The 19,925-nt window shown below is 61.4% G+C and carries 25 protein-coding genes and 1 other RNA gene; 12 read left to right on the forward strand and 14 right to left on the reverse strand.

All coding sequences use genetic code 11. From position 1 onward, the window contains the following. Positions 1–21: 21 nt before the first annotated feature. From J2Z75_RS12385 to J2Z75_RS12410, 6 genes are all read right to left on the reverse strand, one after another. Positions 22–378, reverse strand: coding sequence for a cupin domain-containing protein (locus tag J2Z75_RS12385; protein ID WP_209852682.1), 357 nt, complete (start codon positions 376–378; stop codon positions 22–24). 120 nt (positions 379–498) lie between these two features. After that, entirely contained in the window at positions 499–1,245 is a 747-nt protein-coding gene (locus J2Z75_RS12390) for a YebC/PmpR family DNA-binding transcriptional regulator (RefSeq protein WP_209852685.1), read from the reverse strand. A gap of 87 nt (positions 1,246–1,332) precedes the next feature. Next, positions 1,333–1,809 carry a hypothetical protein gene (locus tag J2Z75_RS12395; RefSeq protein WP_209852688.1) on the reverse strand — a complete coding sequence of 159 codons (477 nt, stop codon included), beginning with the start codon at positions 1,807–1,809 and terminating at the stop codon, positions 1,333–1,335. Positions 1,810–1,826: 17 nt separating this feature from the next. Beyond that, a complete protein-coding gene (locus J2Z75_RS12400; RefSeq protein ID WP_209852701.1) occupies positions 1,827–2,666 on the reverse strand; it encodes an MBL fold metallo-hydrolase in 840 nt (279 codons plus the stop codon). A gap of 180 nt (positions 2,667–2,846) precedes the next feature. Beyond that, complete coding sequence (locus tag J2Z75_RS12405) at positions 2,847–3,671, reverse strand: TIGR00282 family metallophosphoesterase (protein WP_209852704.1); 825 nt, start codon at positions 3,669–3,671, stop codon at positions 2,847–2,849. Further along, positions 3,649–4,260, reverse strand: coding sequence for a 5-formyltetrahydrofolate cyclo-ligase (locus J2Z75_RS12410; RefSeq protein ID WP_209852706.1), 612 nt, complete (start codon positions 4,258–4,260; stop codon positions 3,649–3,651). Before J2Z75_RS12410 ends, J2Z75_RS12405 begins: the two co-directional genes overlap by 23 nt. Positions 4,261–4,540: 280 nt before the next feature. Between J2Z75_RS12410 and J2Z75_RS12415 the strand changes: the two genes are divergently transcribed. From J2Z75_RS12415 to J2Z75_RS12420, 3 genes are all read left to right on the forward strand, one after another. Further along, positions 4,541–4,753, forward strand: a complete 213-nt coding sequence (locus tag J2Z75_RS12415; protein ID WP_209852709.1) for a helix-turn-helix domain-containing protein — start codon at positions 4,541–4,543, stop codon at positions 4,751–4,753. Between the two features lie 12 nt (positions 4,754–4,765). Next, positions 4,766–4,888 (forward strand): hypothetical protein, encoded by a 123-nt coding sequence (locus J2Z75_RS29515; RefSeq protein ID WP_268842077.1) that lies wholly within the window; start codon positions 4,766–4,768, stop codon positions 4,886–4,888. Between the two features lie 180 nt (positions 4,889–5,068). Further along, a complete protein-coding gene (locus J2Z75_RS12420; protein WP_209852711.1) occupies positions 5,069–5,941 on the forward strand; it encodes a LysR family transcriptional regulator in 873 nt (290 codons plus the stop codon). A 22-nt stretch (positions 5,942–5,963) separates the two neighbouring features. On the opposite strand, the gene ssrS is transcribed toward J2Z75_RS12420, so the two are convergent. The 3 genes from ssrS to J2Z75_RS12435 form a co-directional block, all read right to left on the reverse strand. After that, positions 5,964–6,123, reverse strand: a non-coding RNA gene (ssrS, locus tag J2Z75_RS12425) — 6S RNA. Positions 6,124–6,183: 60 nt separating this feature from the next. Then, the gene (locus J2Z75_RS12430; protein WP_209852713.1) at positions 6,184–6,561 is read right to left on the reverse strand and encodes a cell division protein ZapA; all 378 of its coding nucleotides are present in this window, start codon (positions 6,559–6,561) and stop codon (positions 6,184–6,186) included. 32 nt (positions 6,562–6,593) lie between these two features. Then, the gene (locus J2Z75_RS12435; RefSeq protein WP_209852714.1) at positions 6,594–6,866 is read right to left on the reverse strand and encodes a DUF4164 domain-containing protein; all 273 of its coding nucleotides are present in this window, start codon (positions 6,864–6,866) and stop codon (positions 6,594–6,596) included. A 338-nt stretch (positions 6,867–7,204) separates the two neighbouring features. Between J2Z75_RS12435 and tkt the strand changes: the two genes are divergently transcribed. The 6 genes from tkt to J2Z75_RS12465 all read left to right on the forward strand — a co-directional run bounded on the left by tkt (position 7,205) and on the right by J2Z75_RS12465 (position 14,410). Further along, a complete protein-coding gene (gene tkt / locus J2Z75_RS12440) occupies positions 7,205–9,187 on the forward strand; it encodes a transketolase (RefSeq protein ID WP_209852716.1) in 1,983 nt (660 codons plus the stop codon). Between the two features lie 72 nt (positions 9,188–9,259). Further along, positions 9,260–10,270, forward strand: a complete 1,011-nt coding sequence (gap, locus tag J2Z75_RS12445) for a type I glyceraldehyde-3-phosphate dehydrogenase (RefSeq protein WP_209852718.1) — start codon at positions 9,260–9,262, stop codon at positions 10,268–10,270. A gap of 4 nt (positions 10,271–10,274) precedes the next feature. Beyond that, on the forward strand, positions 10,275–10,838 hold the full coding sequence (locus tag J2Z75_RS12450) for a putative glycolipid-binding domain-containing protein (RefSeq protein ID WP_209852720.1): 564 nt from the start codon (positions 10,275–10,277) through the stop codon (positions 10,836–10,838). A 13-nt stretch (positions 10,839–10,851) separates the two neighbouring features. After that, complete coding sequence (locus J2Z75_RS12455) at positions 10,852–12,051, forward strand: phosphoglycerate kinase (RefSeq protein WP_209852722.1); 1,200 nt, start codon at positions 10,852–10,854, stop codon at positions 12,049–12,051. Between the two features lie 247 nt (positions 12,052–12,298). Further along, a complete protein-coding gene (locus J2Z75_RS12460; RefSeq protein WP_209852725.1) occupies positions 12,299–13,324 on the forward strand; it encodes a class I fructose-bisphosphate aldolase in 1,026 nt (341 codons plus the stop codon). A gap of 168 nt (positions 13,325–13,492) precedes the next feature. Beyond that, positions 13,493–14,410, forward strand: a complete 918-nt coding sequence (locus J2Z75_RS12465; RefSeq protein WP_209852728.1) for a PhzF family phenazine biosynthesis protein — start codon at positions 13,493–13,495, stop codon at positions 14,408–14,410. Here J2Z75_RS12465 and J2Z75_RS12470 read toward each other — a convergent pair. Further along, the gene (locus J2Z75_RS12470; protein ID WP_209852731.1) at positions 14,407–14,562 is read right to left on the reverse strand and encodes a hypothetical protein; all 156 of its coding nucleotides are present in this window, start codon (positions 14,560–14,562) and stop codon (positions 14,407–14,409) included. The two genes, J2Z75_RS12465 and J2Z75_RS12470, sit on opposite strands and share 4 nt — an antisense overlap. A 189-nt stretch (positions 14,563–14,751) precedes the next feature. On the opposite strand from J2Z75_RS12470, the gene J2Z75_RS12475 reads away from it, so the two are divergent. From J2Z75_RS12475 to rcdA, 3 genes are all read left to right on the forward strand, one after another. Further along, entirely contained in the window at positions 14,752–16,029 is a 1,278-nt protein-coding gene (locus tag J2Z75_RS12475; RefSeq protein WP_209852734.1) for an MFS transporter, read from the forward strand. Continuing rightward, positions 16,026–16,214 (forward strand): DUF1192 domain-containing protein, encoded by a 189-nt coding sequence (locus tag J2Z75_RS12480; protein WP_209852737.1) that lies wholly within the window; start codon positions 16,026–16,028, stop codon positions 16,212–16,214. The genes J2Z75_RS12475 and J2Z75_RS12480 overlap by 4 nt, the downstream gene beginning before the upstream one ends. A 388-nt stretch (positions 16,215–16,602) precedes the next feature. Next, positions 16,603–17,121: a protease adaptor protein RcdA gene (gene rcdA / locus J2Z75_RS12485; RefSeq protein WP_209852741.1), complete on the forward strand. Its 519-nt coding sequence runs from the start codon at positions 16,603–16,605 to the stop codon at positions 17,119–17,121. 82 nt (positions 17,122–17,203) lie between these two features. Here rcdA and J2Z75_RS12490 read toward each other — a convergent pair whose 3' ends face one another. The 4 genes from J2Z75_RS12490 to J2Z75_RS12505 are packed head-to-tail and all read right to left on the reverse strand — an operon-like array spanning position 17,204 to position 19,834. Then, entirely contained in the window at positions 17,204–17,854 is a 651-nt protein-coding gene (locus J2Z75_RS12490) for a CDP-alcohol phosphatidyltransferase family protein (RefSeq protein ID WP_209852744.1), read from the reverse strand. Next, on the reverse strand, positions 17,851–18,258 hold the full coding sequence (locus tag J2Z75_RS12495) for a hypothetical protein (protein WP_209852747.1): 408 nt from the start codon (positions 18,256–18,258) through the stop codon (positions 17,851–17,853). The genes J2Z75_RS12490 and J2Z75_RS12495 overlap by 4 nt, the downstream gene beginning before the upstream one ends. Further along, positions 18,243–19,193: a phosphatidate cytidylyltransferase gene (locus J2Z75_RS12500; protein WP_209852750.1), complete on the reverse strand. Its 951-nt coding sequence runs from the start codon at positions 19,191–19,193 to the stop codon at positions 18,243–18,245. The genes J2Z75_RS12495 and J2Z75_RS12500 overlap by 16 nt, the downstream gene beginning before the upstream one ends. Then, entirely contained in the window at positions 19,190–19,834 is a 645-nt protein-coding gene (locus J2Z75_RS12505; RefSeq protein ID WP_209853373.1) for a lysophospholipid acyltransferase family protein, read from the reverse strand. The genes J2Z75_RS12500 and J2Z75_RS12505 overlap by 4 nt, the downstream gene beginning before the upstream one ends. Between the last annotated feature and the right edge of the window lie 91 nt (positions 19,835–19,925).

Here is a 19,925-nt window from a genome sequence, read left to right on the forward strand (position 1 = left end):
TCCCTTCACCTCAACCCCGGATCAGGCCGAAGCCTTGAAATCGAAATGCTTGCGCACGGTCTCGACGATTTCCCACGTGCCCTTGAAATCGGCCTCGACGACGAAAGCGTCGCCGGCGACGACAGTGACCGGCGTACCGCCATCCGGCGTGATGATGATCTTGCCGGCGATCATGTGCACGAATTCATAGGCCGTGTAGGTCGCGTGGTAGGTGCCGGGCGTCGCTTCCCAATACCCCGAGACCATCGAGCCGTCCGATGATGTGTGCAGCGCCCATGTCTTCATCGACGGCGTGCCGGATACGACAACCCAGCCGTCCAATGTGGCCGGGTCGCCGTCTGCTGGCACGGGGGCGGCGAGTTTCGTCACGGTCTGCATGATCAGCTATCCTTGTTCGAAAAGGCGAAGCCTATTCTGCGGCGGGGAACGCTGACTCCCCAATTCCGACAGGCCGTGACGTGAACCGGCCCAATGCTGTCCGGTTCACTCTTGGTCGGCTCAGGCCGAAAGCTTGGCCATCACTTCGTCGGAGACTTCGAAGTTGGTGTAGACGTTCTGCACGTCGTCGTCGTCTTCCAGCGTGTCGATCAGCTTCATCAGCGACTGGGCGCGCTCTTCGTCGACCGGCACGGTGTTCTGGGCCTTCCAGATCGCCTTGACGGTATCGGCTTCGCCGAGCGTCGCTTCAAGCGCCTTGGAAACGTCGCCGATATCCTCGAAACCACAGATGATGAAGTGACCGTCTTCGTCGGTCGTCACGTCCTCAGCGCCGGCTTCGATCGCCGCTTCCATCACCTTGTCGACATCGCCGGCCGACAGCTTGTAGGAGATTTCGCCGACGCGGTCGAAGGAGAAGGACACCGAGCCGGTTTCACCCAGCGCGCCGCCGGCCTTGGTGAAGGTCGAGCGGACGTTGGAGGCGGTGCGGTTGCGGTTGTCGGTCAGAGCCTCGACAATGACGGCAACGCCGCCCGGGCCGTAGCCTTCGTAGCGGACTTCCTCGTAGTTCTCGCCATCGGCGCCGGAGCCCTTCTTGATGGCGCGCTCGATGTTATCCTTCGGCATCGACTGCGCCTTGGCGTTCTGGATCGCCAGGCGCAGGCGCGCGTTCATCGTCGGGTCAGGCAGGCCGCCCTTGACCGCGACGGTGATTTCGCGCGCGAGCTTGGAGAACATTTTCGACCGCACGGCATCCTGACGGCCCTTGCGGTGCATGATGTTTTTGAACTGTGAATGGCCGGCCATGGCGCCCTCTTCTCATGCTAGTCATGTTTGGAATTGGGCGCCTTATAGTTTCATTGGCGCTTTCCGTCCAGAAGGGGCCGCCTTTTTTCAGTTTACGTTCAGCCGCCTCCGGCTGAGAAAAAACGAATGGCCGTCGTTTCGCTCGCAGGACAGTCCCGTCCGCGTCGAAAGACAGGAGAAAGGTCCGGCGGTCCAGGTCTCGCCGTAATCGAGTACGGAACCGGCGGAACAGCAGCCCTGATCGCCGACATCCTTGAGAAGAACCGCCGCCCCGCTTCGGGCCAGCGTCGCCCGGACATAGCGTGGCGCGATGCGGTCGCAGGACAGTTCCGGGCCGCCATCGGACGGCTGGTAGACCTCCGTCCCGCCTTCCGGCGTGTAGGTGCAGCCGATATTGCCGGACGGCAGAACGAATTCCTCCTGCCGGCCGTAGGATTTCGTCTCCGGCACGGCAACCGTCTTGTCGCCGTCTGCTGTCGGCAGGCGTGGAGGAGGCGCTCCATCGGCAAGACCAAGAGATGTCATTGAGAGAAATGCAAGAATGCAGGCAGTGAAAAATTTCATTCCATGAATCCCGGGGGTCAGACTCCCTGCAGGATATAAATCAGTGGCTTCCTTGGCAAGGAACGCAGGGACACGGTAACGCTCGCCTGCTGTGCGAAACTCTTGTCGAAGCCATCGCCGAACATCTGCAGGAAACTGGTGACCGGCGGACCGCGCCGGTGCATCGGCAGGATCAGCGCCGAGCGCAGCCGCGTCACCACACGGCTCATGCTTTCAGCCCCCATCGTCAATCCGCCATCGACCGGCACCATCAGCACGTCGAGCCGGCCGATCTCGGCATAGTCCGTATCGTCAAGTTCATGATGCAGATGGCCGAGATGGCCGATGCAGAGGCCCGCGACCTCGAAGATGAAGATCGAATTGCCGTCCGGTTCCATCGCACCACCGAAGGAGCGGATGTCCGTCGTCACATTGCGGATATAGGTATCGCCGACGACGACATCGTGATCCGCCGGCCTGCCGTCATCACCCCACCCGTGCAGCACATGCCTGATCGCCGGATCAGGCGTCAGGGTGTAGTGGCTGGAATGCGCCTTGTTCATCGTCACCACATCCGGCACGTTCGGCGGTGCATACCAGCCGCTATAGTCGGTCGCGATTGACACCCCACCGGGCGTTTCGATGAGGAATGTCGAGTGGCCGACATAGGTGATCTCGACCTCGTCGTTGACGGTCGCCTGGGCTTTGAGCGCGGCCGGCGGCTTGAAACTGGCAAAGGTAACATCCGGGAGTGCCTGCGCGATCGCCTGGCATTGGCTGACCGGTGGACGCGCATCCTGCGCATGTGCCGGGATCGGCCACAGTGCATGTACAAGCGCGATTGCGGCCAGTGGGAGCAGAAGCGATCTCGACATCATGCAGCACCTCGCAGGCTAAGGTTGGCATGGATGCTGAGGATAGGCAGGATGGGCGCGAGGTCCAGCGGCGATTGTGTGCGACTGCTCACAATCGCGTCATTGCATTTCAGCGAAATTGGCAATCCTGAATGTGAGCCATCGTCAATTGAAGCCTCCTCGTTTAAGGCAGGCGGCAATGTTTTAGTCCCAGAAAGCCGGAATCGTCTCCGCTAGCCGCGGCCCAATTCTGAGCGGCGCGATGTTCTCCGCCAACCCCGTGCGGTCGGAAATCTCGACGCCGACGCCGCAGATCGTCGCCGGGCCGGACGCCGCCTCGAAACGCCCCTTCGGCATCTTGGAGATGAAGCGGTTGAGCGGCTCTTCCTTTTCCATGCCGAGTGACGAGTCGTAGTCGCCGCACATGCCGGCATCCGACATATAGGCGGTGCCGCCATTGAGGATCTGGTGATCGGCGGTCGGCACATGGGTGTGGGTGCCGACGACGAAGCTGGCGCGGCCATCGACGAAATGCCCGAAGCACTGCTTCTCGCTGGTCGCCTCCGCGTGGAAATCGAAGATGATGGCATCGGCCTGCTCCTTCAGCGGGCAGGCAGCAAGGATCGCCTCTCCGGCCTTGAAGGGATCGTCGAGTTCCGGATGCATGAAGACGCGCCCCATAACATTGGCAACAAGGACGCGCGCGCCGTTGCGGGCGAAATAAAGGTTCGAGCCACGTCCGGGCGTTCCGGCCGGATAGTTGGCCGGACGCAGGAACTGGTCGTGCCGCTGGCAGAAGGACACGGCCTCCTTCTGATCCCAGACATGGTTGCCGGTTGTCACCACGTCGGCACCGGCATTGATGGTCTCGAGAAAGATGTCCTCGGTGATACCGAAGCCGCCGGCGGCATTCTCACCGTTGACGATGACGAAATCGAGTTTCAGGTCGCTGATCAGGCCGGGCAGTTTTTCCCAGACCGCCGTCCGGCCGGTCTTGCCAACCATGTCACCCAGAAACAGAAGTCTCATATTTGCTTATTCCTAGCCCGAAGATCCGGAGCCCGCTTTCCGTCAGCATGGCGTCCAGCGCCACATCATGCGGCTCCGCCGGCACTGATGCCACTTCCTGGCAGTCAAATGCAATCCCGATCAGTCTCGGCATATGGCCTTTCAGGCGCAAACGCTCGATCGCACGGTCGTAATATCCCGCCCCATAGCCGATCCGGTGCCCCGCCTTGTCGAAGGCCGACAGCGGCACCAGCATGATGTCCGGGTCGAGTACGGGCGCATCCTCGCCCGGCCCGGTCGTACCGAAGCCGGTTTGAACGATCGGAGCGCCCGGCACCAGTTCGCGAAAAACGATCGTCTTCTTGTCGAGGATGACCGGCAGGCAGAGACGGGCGCCGCGGTCGCGCAGGCGCGCCATCAGCGGCCGGATATCGACTTCCGAGCGGATCGGCCAGAATCCGGAAATCACTTGTCCGGGATCAAATTCGATGACGTCGCCGGCATGATCGAGCATCGCCAGGCTGGCCTCGATGCGCGCCTCCGGCGTCATCGAATCGCGCAACGCCAGGCGCTCCATGCGCAGTGCTGCCTTCAGTTCCCTGGGTGTCATGCACATGCTCTCCTGCCTGCCAGTCTGCATTTCTAGTGCATCGAACGGGGACAGGGAAACCGTGCACCCGTCGCTTATGCAACTTTTTGCGACGCAAAGTCGTTGCCTGTTCAATCTGGCACAACATTAGAGGTCTGTTCATTATGCAAAACGGTTCCGCTTTCACGCTTTCAGCCGCCCATGCAAAAGGGGATTGCGATTCACATCAGGAAAACAGTTCGGTGCCCGCTTCCGGCGATGCGGGGAACTGTTCAGCTTTAAGGCGGAGCCGGATATGTCCATGAAGGACAAGATGCTGCAGGAACTCGATCCACTGGAACTGCGCTGCCTGTCATTGGCTGCGCGTGGACGGACCCGGGAAGACATCACACGCGAAACAGACATTGCCCATGACAGGATCGACGAAGCCTTCAATTCTGCGATGCAGAAGCTGCAGGCAAGCAACGTCGCCGAGGCGGTTTTTCGTGCCGCCCGCATGGACCTGATTTCATAACATCCAGAAGCGATGTCTTTCGTCGCCCTGGATCCGACCACACCCGCAACCGGCTTCCATCCCGATATCATCCAGCAGATGCCGGTTTTTGCCTCCGGCTATCTGCGCGAGCGACCGCCGCGCCAGACGCTCTGACTGCCATTGGGACAACTTGCGCAGAATGGCCTCGACGGTTGAACTGAGCCGCCCCTGTGTCGCATGATCGTGCTTCATGCTCGGTACTCCCTTGGATTCATCCAAGTATCAGGCGTCGATTGACATCATGCCAACGAATTGCGAACATGCCTGTCATTAGAAAAAATGATGGCGGATGCGATGTTTCCTCCCCTTGAAAGCGATCTCCTGCGCACCTTCGTCGCCGTGGCGGAGAGCGGCAATTTCACCAAGGCGGGAGAAACGGTCGGCCGAACGCAATCGGCCGTCAGCATGCAAATCAAGAAGCTGGAAGATATTCTCGGCGAGACGCTGTTCGAGCGCGGATCGCGCGGCGTCAACATGACCGGTCACGGCGTGCGACTTCTCGACAATGCCCGCCGCATCGTCACGCTGCTGGACGACACCGCCGCGTCGATCCGGCTACCGGCCCTCGACGGTTCGGTCAGGATCGGCATTTCCGAGGAATATATCAATTCGACCCTGCCGAAGGCGCTGGGTGCTTTCGCCGCCATTCATCCGAGCGTCGAAGTGACCGTGCAGCAGGAAGTTTCGATGTCCAACCTGGCGGCACTCGATGCCGGCGAAATCGACATCGCCGTGGTTTTCGAGCCGGGCGGCCACACGCGGAACGAAGTCCTGATGGTGGACCCCACAGTATGGGTAACCTCGGATCAGCATTGCGCACACGAGCGCCGTCCTTTGCCGATCGCCACATACACTTACCTCAAGAACGGGTGGTGCGACGAACTGGCGCTCAAGAGCCTGCAGAAGCGCGGACTGGAGAACCGCGTCGCCTATGTCAGCCGCACAAGCAGTGGCCTGATCGCCGCGGTGACATCCGGCCTTGCCATTGCCCCGCTCACCCGCAGTAGCATTCCCGCCGGATGCCGGGAACTGACCGCCGCCGACGGCTACGATGTCATCGATTTTTCCAACGTCATCATGAAGACCAGACCGCGCGGCAACAGGCGGATCGTCGAAAGCATGTCCAACGCCATCCGCGAGGCGTTTCGACCACTTGCCGAGGCCTGAGTGTTTTCGGAAAAGGGAAAAGGTGCGATCCACACAACCGATGGACTTTTTACGATCCTGGGTGCCTACAAACGTAGGTGGGCGCCATGTGACCTAGCCCACGGGCCAGGTCAGGGACAGCTCCCGTTGGATCGAGTATGGCCCCAGGGATTGTGGTGTCCTGTCGGGAAGCGCAGACCGCAACCTTAATATAGAGTGCATCGGTGGCTTGCGCCAGTGGCGCTACCCAAACTTGTCAAAATTCAGTTAGCTACCGGCGCCGCCTTGCCGCTGAGCTTCATCGCGATCCCATGAATCTGCGAGGTAACCTCGGAAAGCGCCGAGGCAAGGGCCTCCTCCGCCTTCTGCTGGTCCGACAGGGTCGCGTCGCGGCCCTGCTTCAGATTGTCGGCTTCGGTCTGCAGGCTTTTCAGCCTGCGGTTCACTTCGCTGAGCTCATCCATCACCATGATGCCGGCCATGACGGTCAGGCGCAGGTCGCCGATCTCGCCGAACTGGGTTTTGAGGTGGCTGACATATTGGTCGAAGCGGGTGGCCAGTTCGGTCAGATGATCTTCCTGCCCCTCCTCGCATGCCATGCGATAGGCCTTGCCGTCGATCGTCACCGTTACTTGCGCCATACTCGTCACCTGACCCGCAGGCGGACCCCGTCTCAGCGGTCCAGCACTGCCCTTATCGTTTCCATGGCCGTCACCAGACGGCGCGAGACTTCACGGTTGACTTCCTCGAGGCGATTGGCGCGAAACTGAGATTGGTCCAGTTCCTGGGCAAGACGCGAGCGATCGGTGTTGACGCGGCGAACCTCGCCTTCGATTTCGCCTTGGTCGCGCTCCCGGTCGAAGCGCCCGTCAATCGCATTTTCGAGGCTGCTGACTGCGCCGCGCAACTCTTCGATCGCTGCCTTGACTGTCTTTCCTGCCGCCATCACGCTTTCCTGATACGCGCCGGCCCACGTCGAATCGCCGCCCGGAGCCTGTATTTCAAGCCAATCACACTAATAAACCCATTCGGCAAGTCTCCACAACGCCAACGGCTTGCGCGGGCTGCGTAACCTGTGGATCACGAATTTTAAATCGATTAGTACGCCTCGGGCGCATTTGCCGGGATCAGGCCCGAAACTGCTCAAAAAGCATCTTTCTGCCGGGTCAAAAAGGCCGTATTTGTTGACTCCGTCGAAGCAACTGTTATGTGTCAGCCGCTTCTCATACGGTCTTTGGAGGATAGAGACCGTTCCCTGTCCACCGAACTCAAGCGGAACAGTCAATGATCTCTCGCGAAAAACACGACCGGATGGCAAATGCGATCCGATTCCTCTCCATGGACGCCGTCGAAAAGGCCAATTCCGGCCATCCCGGCCTGCCAATGGGCGCCGCCGACGTGGCAACGGTCCTATTCTCCCGTTACCTCAAATTCGATCCGAAGGCGCCGCTCTGGGCAGACCGGGATCGCTTCGTGCTGTCGGCCGGCCATGGCTCGATGCTCATCTATTCGCTGCTCTACCTGACGGGCTACGAAGACATGACGATCGAGGACCTCAAGCAGTTCCGCCAGCTCGGCTCCAAGACCGCCGGCCACCCGGAATACGGCCATGCCTCGGGCATCGAAACCACCACCGGCCCGCTCGGTCAGGGCATTGCCAATGCCGTCGGCATGGCGATCGCCGAACGCAAGCTCGCCGAAGAATTCGGCTCCGACCTGCAGGACCACCACACCTACGTGCTCTGCGGCGACGGCTGCCTGATGGAAGGCATCAGCCACGAGGCAATCGCCCTTGCCGGCCACCTGAAGCTCAACAAGCTGGTGCTGTTCTGGGACGACAACAACATCACCATCGACGGCGCCGTGTCGCTGTCGGATTCCACCGACCAGATCGCCCGTTTCCAGGCCGTGCACTGGAACACGATCCGCGTCGATGGCCATAATCCGGATGAGATTGCCGCTGCCATCGAAGCCGCTCAGACATCCGATCGCCCCACCTTCATCGCCTGCAAGACCGTCATCGGCTTCGGCGCGCCGAACAAGCAGGGTACGCACAAGGTCCACGGCTCGCCGCTCGGCGCCGAGGAAATTGCCGCGACCCGCAAGGCGCTCAACTGGGAAGCCGAAGCCTTCACTGTGCCTTCAGACGTTCTCGACGCCTGGCGCGAAGTCGGTACCCATTCGGTCGGCAAACGCAAGGAATGGGAAGGCCGCCTCGCATCCACCGAGGCCGGCAAGAAGTCCGAGTTCACCCGCCGCTTTGCCGGCGCGCTGCCCGGCGGCCTTGATGCTGCCATCGACGTCTACAAGAAGAAGCTGGCCGACGCTCCGCCGACGGTTGCCACCCGCAAGGCTTCCGAAGATGCACTCGAAGTCATCAACGGCATCGTGCCGGAAACGCTTGGCGGTTCGGCCGACCTGACGCCGTCCAACAACACCAAGACCAGCCAGATGAAGTCGATCACCCCGACCGACTTTTCCGGCCGCTACATGCACTGGGGCATCCGCGAACACGGCATGGCCGCTGCCATGAACGGCATCGCGCTGCACGGCGGCCTGATCCCCTATTCCGGCGGCTTCATGATCTTCTCGGATTATTGCCGTCCGTCGATCCGCCTCGCAGCTCTCATGGGCATCCGCGTCATCCACGTGCTGACGCATGATTCCATCGGCGTCGGCGAAGACGGCCCGACGCACGAGCCGGTCGAGCACATGGCAGCCCTTCGCGCCATTCCGAACCTTTTGATGTTCCGGCCGGCCGACGCGATGGAAACCGCCGAATGCTGGCAGCTGGCACTGAAGGAACAGCATCGCCCGTCCGGCCTGGCGCTGACCCGCCAGAACCTTGCGCCGTCCCGCCTGGGATACGAGGCTGAAAACCTCTGCGCCAAGGGTGCCTATGAACTCCGGTCTGCAGACAACGCCAAGGTGTCGATCTTTGCCTCCGGTTCCGAAGTCGAGCTGGCCGTCAAGGCTGCCGAAGTGCTGAACGGCAAGGGCATCGCCACCCGCGTCGTCTCCGTTCCCTGCTTCGAGCTCTTCGCTGAACAGCCGGACGCCTACCGCAAGGCCGTGATCGGCAATGCACCGGTGAAGATCGCCGCCGAAGCCGCAGTCCGCCAGGGCTGGGACTATTTCATCGGCAATGACGGTGATTTCGTCGGCATGCACTCGTTCGGCGCCTCCGGCCCGGCCAAGGATCTGTTCAAGCATTTCGGCATCACGTCGGACGCCATCGTCGCGGCCGCCGAAAAGAAGCTCGCCTGATTTTCCGTTTCGGAGCGCGTCCCGACGCGCTCCGTTTTCCACACCGAGACCTTAGACAGGGAGAGACCTGAAATGACTGTAAAAGTTGCCATCAACGGCTTTGGCCGCATCGGCCGCAACGTCCTTCGCGCCATCGTCGAATCCGGCCGCACCGATATCGAAGTCGTCGCCATCAACGACCTCGGCCCGGTCGAAACCAATGCCCACCTGCTGCGCTACGACTCGATCCACGGCAAGTTCCCGGCCACGGTGCAGGTCGAAGGCGACACCATTAGCGTTGCCGGCGGCAAGCCGATCAAGGTTACCGCGATCAAGGATCCGGCAACCCTGCCGCATGCCGCAATGGGCGTCGATATCGCACTGGAATGCACCGGCATCTTCACGTCGCGCGACAAGGCTGCCCTGCACCTGCAGGCCGGCGCCAAGCGGGTCATCGTTTCCGCGCCTGCCGACGGTGCCGACCTCACGGTCGTCTTCGGCGTCAACCACAACGAGCTGACCAAGGAACACCTGGTCATCTCCAACGCGTCCTGCACGACCAACTGCCTGGTTCCGGTCGTCAAGACCCTCGACGACGTCGTCGGCATCGACCACGGCTTCATGACGACGATCCATTCCTACACCGGCGACCAGCCGACACTCGACACGATGCACAAGGATCTGTACCGCGCCCGCGCAGCCGCCCTGTCGATGATCCCGACCTCGACCGGCGCCGCCAAGGCCGTCGGCCTCGTCTTGCCGCACCTCAAGGGCAAGCTCGACGGCACCTCGATCCGCGTTCCGACCCCGAACGTCTCGGTCGTCGACTTCAAGTTCGTTGCCAAGCGCGACACCACGGTTGCCGAAATCAACGCAGCCATCAAGGCAGCCGCCGACGGCGCGCTCAAGGGTATCCTCGGCTATACCGACGAGCCGCTGGTTTCGCGCGACTTCAACCACGACAGCCATTCCTCGATCTTCGCCAACGACCAGACGAAGGTCCTCGAAGGCAAGTTCGTGCGTATCCTCAGCTGGTACGACAATGAATGGGGCTTCTCCAACCGCATGGCCGACACGGCCGTTGCGATGGCAAAGCTCATCTAAAGCCATGTTTCGGCCCCTTCCCCTCAAGACGGTACGCTGGCGTCCGCTCGAAGGGGAAGGGCTCGAACATCTGACGGTCGGACCTTTCGAGGCGGGCATCCGCGCTTCCAGTGTCCTGATCGGCGAACGCGGCGGCCGCCCTTATGGCGTCCGCTACACCATAGACTGCGATAAGACCTGGACCGTCATGTCCTTCCGCATCGACACGACAGCCGGCCACCAGCTTTCCCTGGCGTCCGACGGCAAAGGCCATTGGCACGATGCGGACGGCACCGCCCTGCCCGCCTTGGATGGCTGCATCGACATCGATCTTGCCGGAACGCCCTTTACCAATACCCTGCCCATCCGCCGCCTCGGCTTGAAGCCTGAGGACGGCACCGTTAAACTCACCATGCTCTATCTGCCTTTCGATACGTTCGAGCCATTTCCCGATGGCCAGAACTATACCTGCCTCGAAGACGGGCGGCTCTATCGATACGGGGCCGAGGACCGCTCCTTCACTGCCGACCTGCCGGTGGACGAGGACGGGCTGGTGACGGATTATCCCACCCTTTTCCTAAGACTATGACCGGAGACCGATCATGACTTTCAAGACCCTCGACGACCTCACCGATATCGCCGGCAAGCGCGTACTCGTGCGCGTCGATCTCAATGTGCCGGTCAAGGACGGCAAGGTGACGGACGCCACCCGCATCGAGCGCGTCGTGCCGACCATCCGCGAACTCTCGGAAAAAGGCGCCAAGGTCATCCTGCTCGCCCATTTCGGTCGTCCGAAGGGCGAACCGGTCGCCGACATGTCGCTGTCGCTGATCGCGCCAGCCGTCGAGGACATCCTCGACCAGCGCGTTCATTTCGCTGCCGATTGCATCGGCGAGAAGGCCGCGACAGCGATCGCCGGCATGAGCAACGGCGATGTTCTGCTTCTGGAAAACACCCGTTTCCACAAGGGCGAGGAAAAGAACGACGCCGAATTCACCAAGGCGCTTTCCGCCAATGGCGACATCTATGTCAACGACGCCTTCTCCGCCGCGCATCGCGCCCATTCATCCACCGAAGGCGTCGCCCGCCTGCTGCCGGCCTATGCCGGCCGCACCATGCAGGCTGAGCTTGAAGCGCTGGAAAAAGGCCTCGGCAATCCGAAGCGCCCGGTCGTCGCCATCGTCGGCGGCGCCAAGGTCTCCACCAAGATCGACCTGTTGATGAACCTCGTGAAGAAGGTCGATGCCCTCGTCATCGGCGGCGGCATGGCCAATACCTTCATCGCCGCGCGCGGTACCAATGTCGGCAAGTCGCTCTGCGAGCACGACCTCGCCGATACCGCCAAGCAGATCATGATCGAAGCCGCGACCGCCGGCTGCGCCATCGTACTCCCGGTCGACGGCGTCATTGCCCGCGAATTCAAGGCCGGCGCCGAGAACGAAGTCGTCGACATCGAGGCGATCCCGGCCGATGCCATGGTACTCGACGTCGGTCCGAAGTCGATCGCAGCCGTCAACGACTGGGTCAGCAAGGCCGAGACGCTGGTCTGGAACGGCCCGCTCGGCGCCTTCGAAATCGCCCCGTTCGACAAGGCCACCGTCGCTGTCGCCAAGCATGCGGCATCCCGCACCAAGAGTGGCGGTCTCGTTTCCGTTGCCGGTGGCGGCGATACGGTTTCGGCGATGAACCATGCCGGCGTCGCCGACGATCTCACCTATGTCTCGACCGCCGGCGGCGCCTTCCTCGAATGGATGGAAGGCAAGCCGCTTCCGGGTGTCGATATCCTGCACCAGCAGAAGTAGGATGCGGGCCTGCCCGAAACCCTGCGCGATAAAGTGATGTGTCAGACCCTTTGGCTTCCGGGCCAAGGGGTTTATATTTCCTGTTCATGCGATATCGCACTCGCCCACTCACCGGGCAGATGCTCGAAATAACCCAGCCTATTCAATCGATTAAATTTATTTCAATCGTTTTAAAAAGTTTAATTTTTATTTTCGCATCGATTTTCTTCTGCTATCGAAAGCTACAGCCAAGAATAGGAGAGACGTGATGAGCGAAAGACTGGAAGACATTGCAGCCGCCATGATGGCAACGGGCCAGGGCTTGCTGGCAGCGGACGAATCGACCGCAACGATCGGCAAGCGCTTCGATACGATCGGTCTCGCTTCGACCGAGACGTCGCGCCGCGACTATCGCGAGATGCTGTTCCGCGCCGATGAAGCTATGAAATCCTGCATTTCCGGCGTCATCCTCTACGAAGAAACCCTTTTCCAGAAAGCGGCCGACGGCACCCCCTTCGTCGACATCATTCGCGCCGCCGGCGCCGTATCCGGCATCAAGGTCGATACCGGCGCCAAGCCGATGGCGAAGTTTCCGGGCGAAACGATCACCGAAGGCCTCGACGGCCTCGCCGCCCGCCTGAAGACCTACTATGACGCCGGCGCCCGTTTTGCCAAATGGCGCGGCGTCATCTCCGTCTCCGATGTCCTGCCGAGCTTCGGCGCCATCAAGGCCAATGCGCAGGCGCTCGCCCGCTACGCCGCGCTCTGCCAGGAAGCCGGCATCGTGCCCATCGTCGAGCCGGAAGTGCTGATGGACGGCGCACCGGGCAACCACTCGATCGACCGCTCGGAAGAAGTGACCGAAGAAACGCTCCGCATCGTCTTTGCGGAACTGAGCGACGCCCGGGTCAGCCTGGAAGGCATCATCCTGAAGCCGAGCATGGTCATCGACGGCAAGAAGGCGCGCAAAGCCTCGGTCGCCGAAGTTGCCGAGCGCACGGTCAAGGTGCTGAAGCGCACCGTGCCGTCAGCCGTTCCCGGCATCGCCTTCCTGTCCGGCGGACAGTCCACCGAGGAAGCAACCGCGCACCTCTCCGCCATGAAGGCCGGCTACGACCTGCCCTGGGGCATGACCTTCTCCTATGGCCGTGCGTTGCAGACCGAGGCGCTCAATGCCTGGGGCGGCAAGCCCGAAAACATCGCCGCCGGCCAGCGCGCCTTCAGCCACCGCGCGCAGATGTGCAGCCTTGCCGCCAAGGGCGGATGGAAGAAGGAACTCGAAAAAGCCGCGTGATTTTTCAAAGTTACGGAGGGAGAGGAGGAAGCCCGGTCTGCGCAAGCGGCCGGGCTTTTTTCATGGCGTGCGGAAACCGATTGTCAGGGTGACAAGAACCTTGTTCGCACAGTCCCCGCCCTGCGATATCCCCTGAAAGCCGGATCACGCCTCTGGGGAGAAAACAATATGAACAGCGTCGCCTATGTCACCGTCGATGTTTTCACCACCGAACGGTTTTGCGGAAACCAGCTTGCGGTCATTCCGGATGCCCGCGGCCTGTCGGATGCACAGATGCAGAATATCGCCGCCGAATTCCGCTATTCCGAAGTCACCTTCGTGTTGCCGCCGAACGATCCGGCCAACACCGCCCGGGTGAGAATCTTCACGCCGACGATGGAAATCCCGTTCGCCGGGCATCCGAATGTCGGTACGGCCTTCGTTCTCGGCGGCCAGGGCGACATTTTCGGCAAGCCGGCCGGGGATGTGCTCCGGTTCGAGGAAAAGGCCGGTATCGTCGAGGCGGTGCTGATACGCGGCGAAGGGCATGTCGTCGGCGCCGGCATTGTCGCGCCCCAACCTCTGTCGCTCGGACCACAGATCGATAGCGAGACCATCGCCCGCTGTGCCGCGATCGAGGCCGGCAACATTCGCACCGGGATCCACACCCCCGTCATCGCTTCCGTTGGCCTGCCTTTCGCGGTTGCCGAGGTGACCGATCTCGAAACGCTCGCCCGCGCCTGCCCGAACACCGCCGCCTTTGCCGAGGCCGGCCGGCGGTACTCGCCGGAAGACGATCAGTTCGCCCTGTTTCTCTATACGCGCGCGCCGGAAAGCCCATGGCATCTGCGCGCCCGGATGTTCGCCCCTCTCGACAACGTCATCGAGGACCCGGCAACCGGAAGTGCCTCCGGTGCTGTGAGTGCGCTTTTGGCCTCCCTGCAACCGGATAGCGACACCGAGATCGATATCACCATCGAGCAAGGCGTCGAGATGGGACGCCGGAGCCTGATCGAACTGACTGTCCGCAAATCGGATGGGCTGGTTCGCAGCGTACGGATCGCGGGACGCTGCGTGGCCGTCATGCAGGGCTCCTTCAACCTCTAGGGCCGGATCAGCACCGTCAGCATCATCACCGCGATCGCAAACACCGCAATCTTCCAGAAGTCGCGGCGCTGGCGCAGTCCGGGCAGGTTGAGCGGCTTCAACAGCTGGATCACCATGGCCAGAAGCAGGATCACCGTTAACGCTTTCGACATCGTTTTTCTCTTTTGTGGAAAACAACTTGGCAGACTTGCGGCCCGTCACACGCCCGTCACTATTGCGCGCGATCAGGGCTAGGCCGTAGCGCTGTCTTTTGCAATCTCCCGTCCATGAAAAATTCCGGCTGGCAATTGTGGCGGCGTCGCTCTACCTTTCAATTGCAGCCTGGAACCAGCGGATTTCACATGCGAAAAAACCTCCTGCCCGTCGCCGCTCTCCTGCTTGGAACGCTGTTTCTCTTCTTGGGAAATGGCCTGCACAGCCTGTTGCTGCCCGTGCGCGGCACGACGGAAGGCTATTCGACAACGCTGCTCGGCCTGCTCGGCACATCCTGGGCCAGCGGCTTCGTGCTTGGCTGCCTGCTTGCGCCGGCGATCGTCAAACGCGCCGGCCATGTGCGCGCCTTCAGCGGCTTTGCCGCGCTGCTGGCAATCATCGCCCTGCTCACCGGCCTGCTGGTCGATCCGATCTGGTGGGTGGTGCTGCGCGCCTTTACCGGATTTTCGACAGCCGGCACGTCGATGATCATCGAAAGCTGGCTGAACGAGCGCGCCACCAATGAAAGCCGCGGTGCGATCTTCTCGCTCTACATCGCCATCACCCTGATGGGCGTTGTCGGCGGCCAGTTGATGATCCCGTTCGGCGATACATCGGCGACAACATTCTTCATGATCTGCGGCATCGTCTATTGCCTTGCCATGCTGCCGACACTGCTCTCGACCGCCGCCTCACCGCAGCCGCTGAAACAGGTCAGCCTCGACCTGCGCGGGCTCTACCGCAATTCGCCGATCTCCTTTCTCGGCATCCTGCTCGTCGGCATCGCCAACGGCGCCTATGGCACGCTCGGCGCGGTCTTCGGCCGCCAGGTCGGCCTCACCGACAGCAATGTCGCGCTGATGATGAGTACGACGATCTTTGCCGGCGCCGTAATGCAGTTTCCCGCCGGCCGCCTCTCCGACATGATCGACCGGCGCTACGTCCTGGCGGCGCTTGCTGCCATCGCTGCCGTCGCCGGTACGCTGATCTTCCTCATCGAGCCCACGCATGTCATCATGCTGATCACGCTTGTCGGCATCTACGGCGCGACGGCGAACGCGCTCTATCCGATCGCCGTGTCGCATGCCAACGACTTCGCCACACCGGAGGATTTCGTCAAGATTTCCGGCGGCCTTTTGCTACTTTACGGCATCGGCACGATCATCGGCCCGACTATCGGCGGCCCGATCATGACCGCCACCGGCCCCTACGGTCTGTTCATGATCACCGCCTGCGCCCATGTGCTGATCACGGCTTACGCGATCTTCCGCAGCCGCATGCGCGCAGCCGTGCCCGCATCCGAACGCGACGCCTATTCCACCATCAACCCGGGTACGCTGACAACACCGGAAAGCCTGCAGCTGTCGCCACGGGCAGCACCGTTTGAGGAACCGAATGGCGAGAAGCCAGCAAGGGGGCCGGAATGAGCCTGTTTGACGATGATCGCCCGAAGAAACAACTGGCCCACGAGATCGGCTGCGACCTGTCGCTGCTGTCGGCCGACGAGCTTTCGTTGCGGATCGACCTGCTGAAACAGGAAATCGAGCGGCTTGAAGCGGAAAGAACAAACAAGTCGGCAAGTAAATCGGCCGCGGAAAGCTTCTTTCGATAGCGGCCCGGCGATTTAAAGAAACATCGGCCGACCCGATTGTCGAAAACAGGACATCACTTCGACGTGAATCCGGTCGCCGTAACGCTTCATTAAGCCTTATAAGATATTACTGGGACATCCAGATCGCTCTGGACTCAGACAATTTCCCGACTGGCGAATGGTCTGATTTTTCTCCCTGTTTTACCTTGAGAGCCGCGTTTGCGGCTCTTTTTTTGTCCTTTTTTCCCCAACCTGCAAAGAATTGTGGAGATTAACCCTTTCTTAAGAATAGGCTTGCGCGGAATGCGCTATGAGATCATGTTCAAGTCATAAGACGAGCGGAACGAAACCTTTTGTTAACCCGTTCGTTACCTGACCGAGTTGATGCGTTTAACCAGGGAATCAAGCCATGTCCGAACGGGGATTGAATACTGTGAGCTTCGCGGGGCACGCTGCGTCTTCGGCGCAGTTCAAGGTGCTGTACGCGGAAGGCATGGGCCTGGTTGAAGAAACCGCAAGCTATCTGGACGGCCCCGGTCGCGCAGCCTCCAAGGTTCTGCCGCGCATGGCGTCGGTACTCTACGCAGCAGAATCGATGCGCCTCACCACCCGCCTGATGCAGATGGCATCCTGGCTTCTCCTTCAGCGCGCCGTTAACAATGGCGAGATGAACCGCGAGCAGGTCCTGTCGGAGAAGAACAAGGTTCGCCTCGACAGCTTCAACGTCGATCGCACGGCACCGGGCTGGGGCGACTTGCCGGAAGGCTTTCGCGACCTGATCGACCGGTCGCTGCGCCTGCAGAACCGCGTCGCCCTGCTCGATCGCGAAATCTACCGCCCGCAGGAAGCCCAGAATTTTCTTCCGGACAACCAGAATGGCGTCAAGGCACAGCTCAGCCTGTTGCAGACCGCTTTCGGCACCAACTGATCCCGGAACTGCTGTACCCTGAGACGTTAAACCCGGCCACTGAGCCGGGTTTTTTATTGTCCGCAAACGGCAGTTTCGCGGGTTATTGCTTGGTGGGCTCTTTCAAACGAAGGACCAAGGTCCGGCCACGGCGGATCGCCGTCAGAGCCGCGCCGATGACGACGATCCAGAGGGCTGCCGTCAACACCTGATTGTGGCCTCCCCACAGCGGCTCCAGGATGGAGATGGCCGCCGCCGCCGTGATGACCGCCATACGATGCTGCTTGGCCATCGGGCCTGAAAAGTCGCTCGGCTGCCCCGTCGCCCGCCCCAGTTCACGGACATAGGCGGTCAGAACGGCAAAGGCGCCGGCCGCCCAGCCGAGACCCGGCATGCCGATGCCATAACCGACACCGGCAAAGATCAGGAGATCGGCGACCCGATCAGGAAACTCGTTCCAGAAGGGGCCGTCCGGTGCGCCCTTGCCGCCCTCCACCGCGACCATGCCGTCGAACAGATTGCAAAGCAGCCGGAGCTGGCAGAACGATCCCGCCAACAGCAGCCAGACGATCCGAGCCGCGCCTGCACCCTCTCCCGCCAAAAAGAACATGACCCCGGCCAGTGCCGCCGCCGCCATGCTGGCTTGAGAGATCTGGTTGGGCGTGATTGCCCGCACCGCCATCCATCGTGCGATGGCGCCCGCCCATCGGGTGTCGCGGCTTGCCAGAGGCCGCCTGTCGCCTGTCTCCGTCATCGTCCGGCACCTCTTCTTCTGGAAATCGAGTAATTGTAGACCGCCGCATAGCTGGTGGACACGAGTAGCGGAACCGCGACGGTGCGGGCTATCTCAGGCGTTCTGATGAGTGCATGCAGCGCCACCAGCAGGCTTGCCGAGCCCAGGCATGCGATCAATGGCGGCGCCCAAAATCTCGTCATGCCGATGAAAAGCTTCGACAGACCGTCGATCACGGATTTCAGGAAAAGCGTCAAGCAGGCCGAAAGCGCTCCCTGCAGAAACCCCGAATAGAGCGGCTGCGGCATGGCATGATCGCGATTGGCAAAGGCGGCCCAGCCGCCCATCGCCAGAAAGGCGAAGAGGACATGCACCGTGCCGCTGCCCGCCAGTCGCCGAAGCGCAGCCGTCACGACAGCGACCACCAGTAGCGCACGACGTGGAAGAAGATCGGCGCCGAGAAGACGACCGAATCCAGCCTGTCGATGAGCCCGCCATGGCCTTCGATGAGATTGCCCCAGTCCTTGACGCCGCGGTCCCGCTTGACCGCCGACATCACCAGCCCGCCGAAGAAGCCCATGAGGGTGATGATGAACGACAATAGGCCTGCCTGGAATGGCGTAAACGGCGTGATCCACCACAGCGAAGCGCCAATCAGCGTCGCGCTGATCACGCCACCGACAAAGCCCTCGACCGTCTTCGACGGCGACAGGTTCGGGGCAATCTTGGTGCGCCCGAACAGCTTGCCCCAGACATATTGCAGGACATCGCTCAACTGGACGACGATTACCAGGAAGGCGATCAGAAGCACGTTGCGCCCCTCGTAGCCGGGTATGTCGAGGGTCAGCAGCGCCGGCACATGCGAGGCGCAGAACACGCAGATCATCAGCGCCCACTGCACCTCGGCGATACGGAGGAGGAAGCGTTCCGTATCCCCCCGCAGGACGGAAATGATCGGCATCAGAAGAAAGGCATAGACCGGAATGAAGATCGCGAAGATGCCGTATTCTTCAGCCCAGAGCAGGTAATACTGGATCGGCAGGACGATGAAGAAGGCCGAGGCCAGCGCCCAGTGATCGGCGCGCCGGGTATTGATGAGAGTGACGAATTCCCGCAGGGCGGCAAAGGAGCAGAAGGCGAAGAGGACGAGGACGCCGATCCGGCCTGCGATGAAGGCAAGGCCAATCAGGATGACCATGACCCACCAGGCCTTGATGCGGGCGTTGAGGTTGTCCACCGCGGCATTCGGCCCATTGGCGGAAAAGCGCCGCTGCAGCATGTAGCCGATCGCGGAGGCAAGGATGAGCACGCCGAAAATACCAAAAACCAGGGTCAAGAGATCGGAGCTTGCCGTATTCATTCGCCGCTCCCCAAGGGTTTCGGAGACAGGGCCAACAGAGCGGCCTGTATTCTTTCGAGAAATGCGTCCTTGCCCTCGTTGGGCGTTATGCGCAGAGGGTTACCGAAGGTGACGGTGCAGATCAGCGGTATCGGCACGATCTCGCCCTTCGGCATGACGCGATTGAGGTTGTTGATCCACACCGGCACGAGCTCCACATCCGGGCGGGCAGCGACCAGATGAAAGATACCGCTCTTGAAGGGAAGGAGCCGCGCGTCCGTCTGATTTCGCGTCCCCTCGGGAAAGAGGATCAGCGACGAGCCATCATCGATCGCCGTGGTCATCAGTTCGATCGGATCCTGCGTCCGATTCTCGCGCTCACGCTCGATCAGCACCGCGTTGAAGACGTCGCGCCCGATGAACGCGCTGAGCTTTGATTTCAGCCAGTATTCGGCACCGGCCACCGGGCGGGCGAGATGCCGCAGCCTCGGCGGCAGCACGGCCCAGACCAGCACGAAATCGCCATGGCTGGAATGGTTGGCGAAATAGACGCAAGGCCGGGACGGCAGCCCCTCCTCCGGCCAGATGGCGCGAACCGCGGTTATCGCGCGGGCAAACAGAACGACGGCCGCCGCAGCGATCTTCGCAACCAAAGCCTTCATACGGATTTCGCCCCCCGCCAGTCCCATGACGCTACTGTGACTGTAGCAACGGTTGCGGCAGGAGGAAAGCAGCCATTGGCGCTTGCGATGC

The sequence above is a fragment of the Rhizobium herbae genome (genome assembly GCF_017873135.1).
GTDB lineage: Bacteria > Pseudomonadota > Alphaproteobacteria > Rhizobiales > Rhizobiaceae > Pararhizobium > Pararhizobium herbae.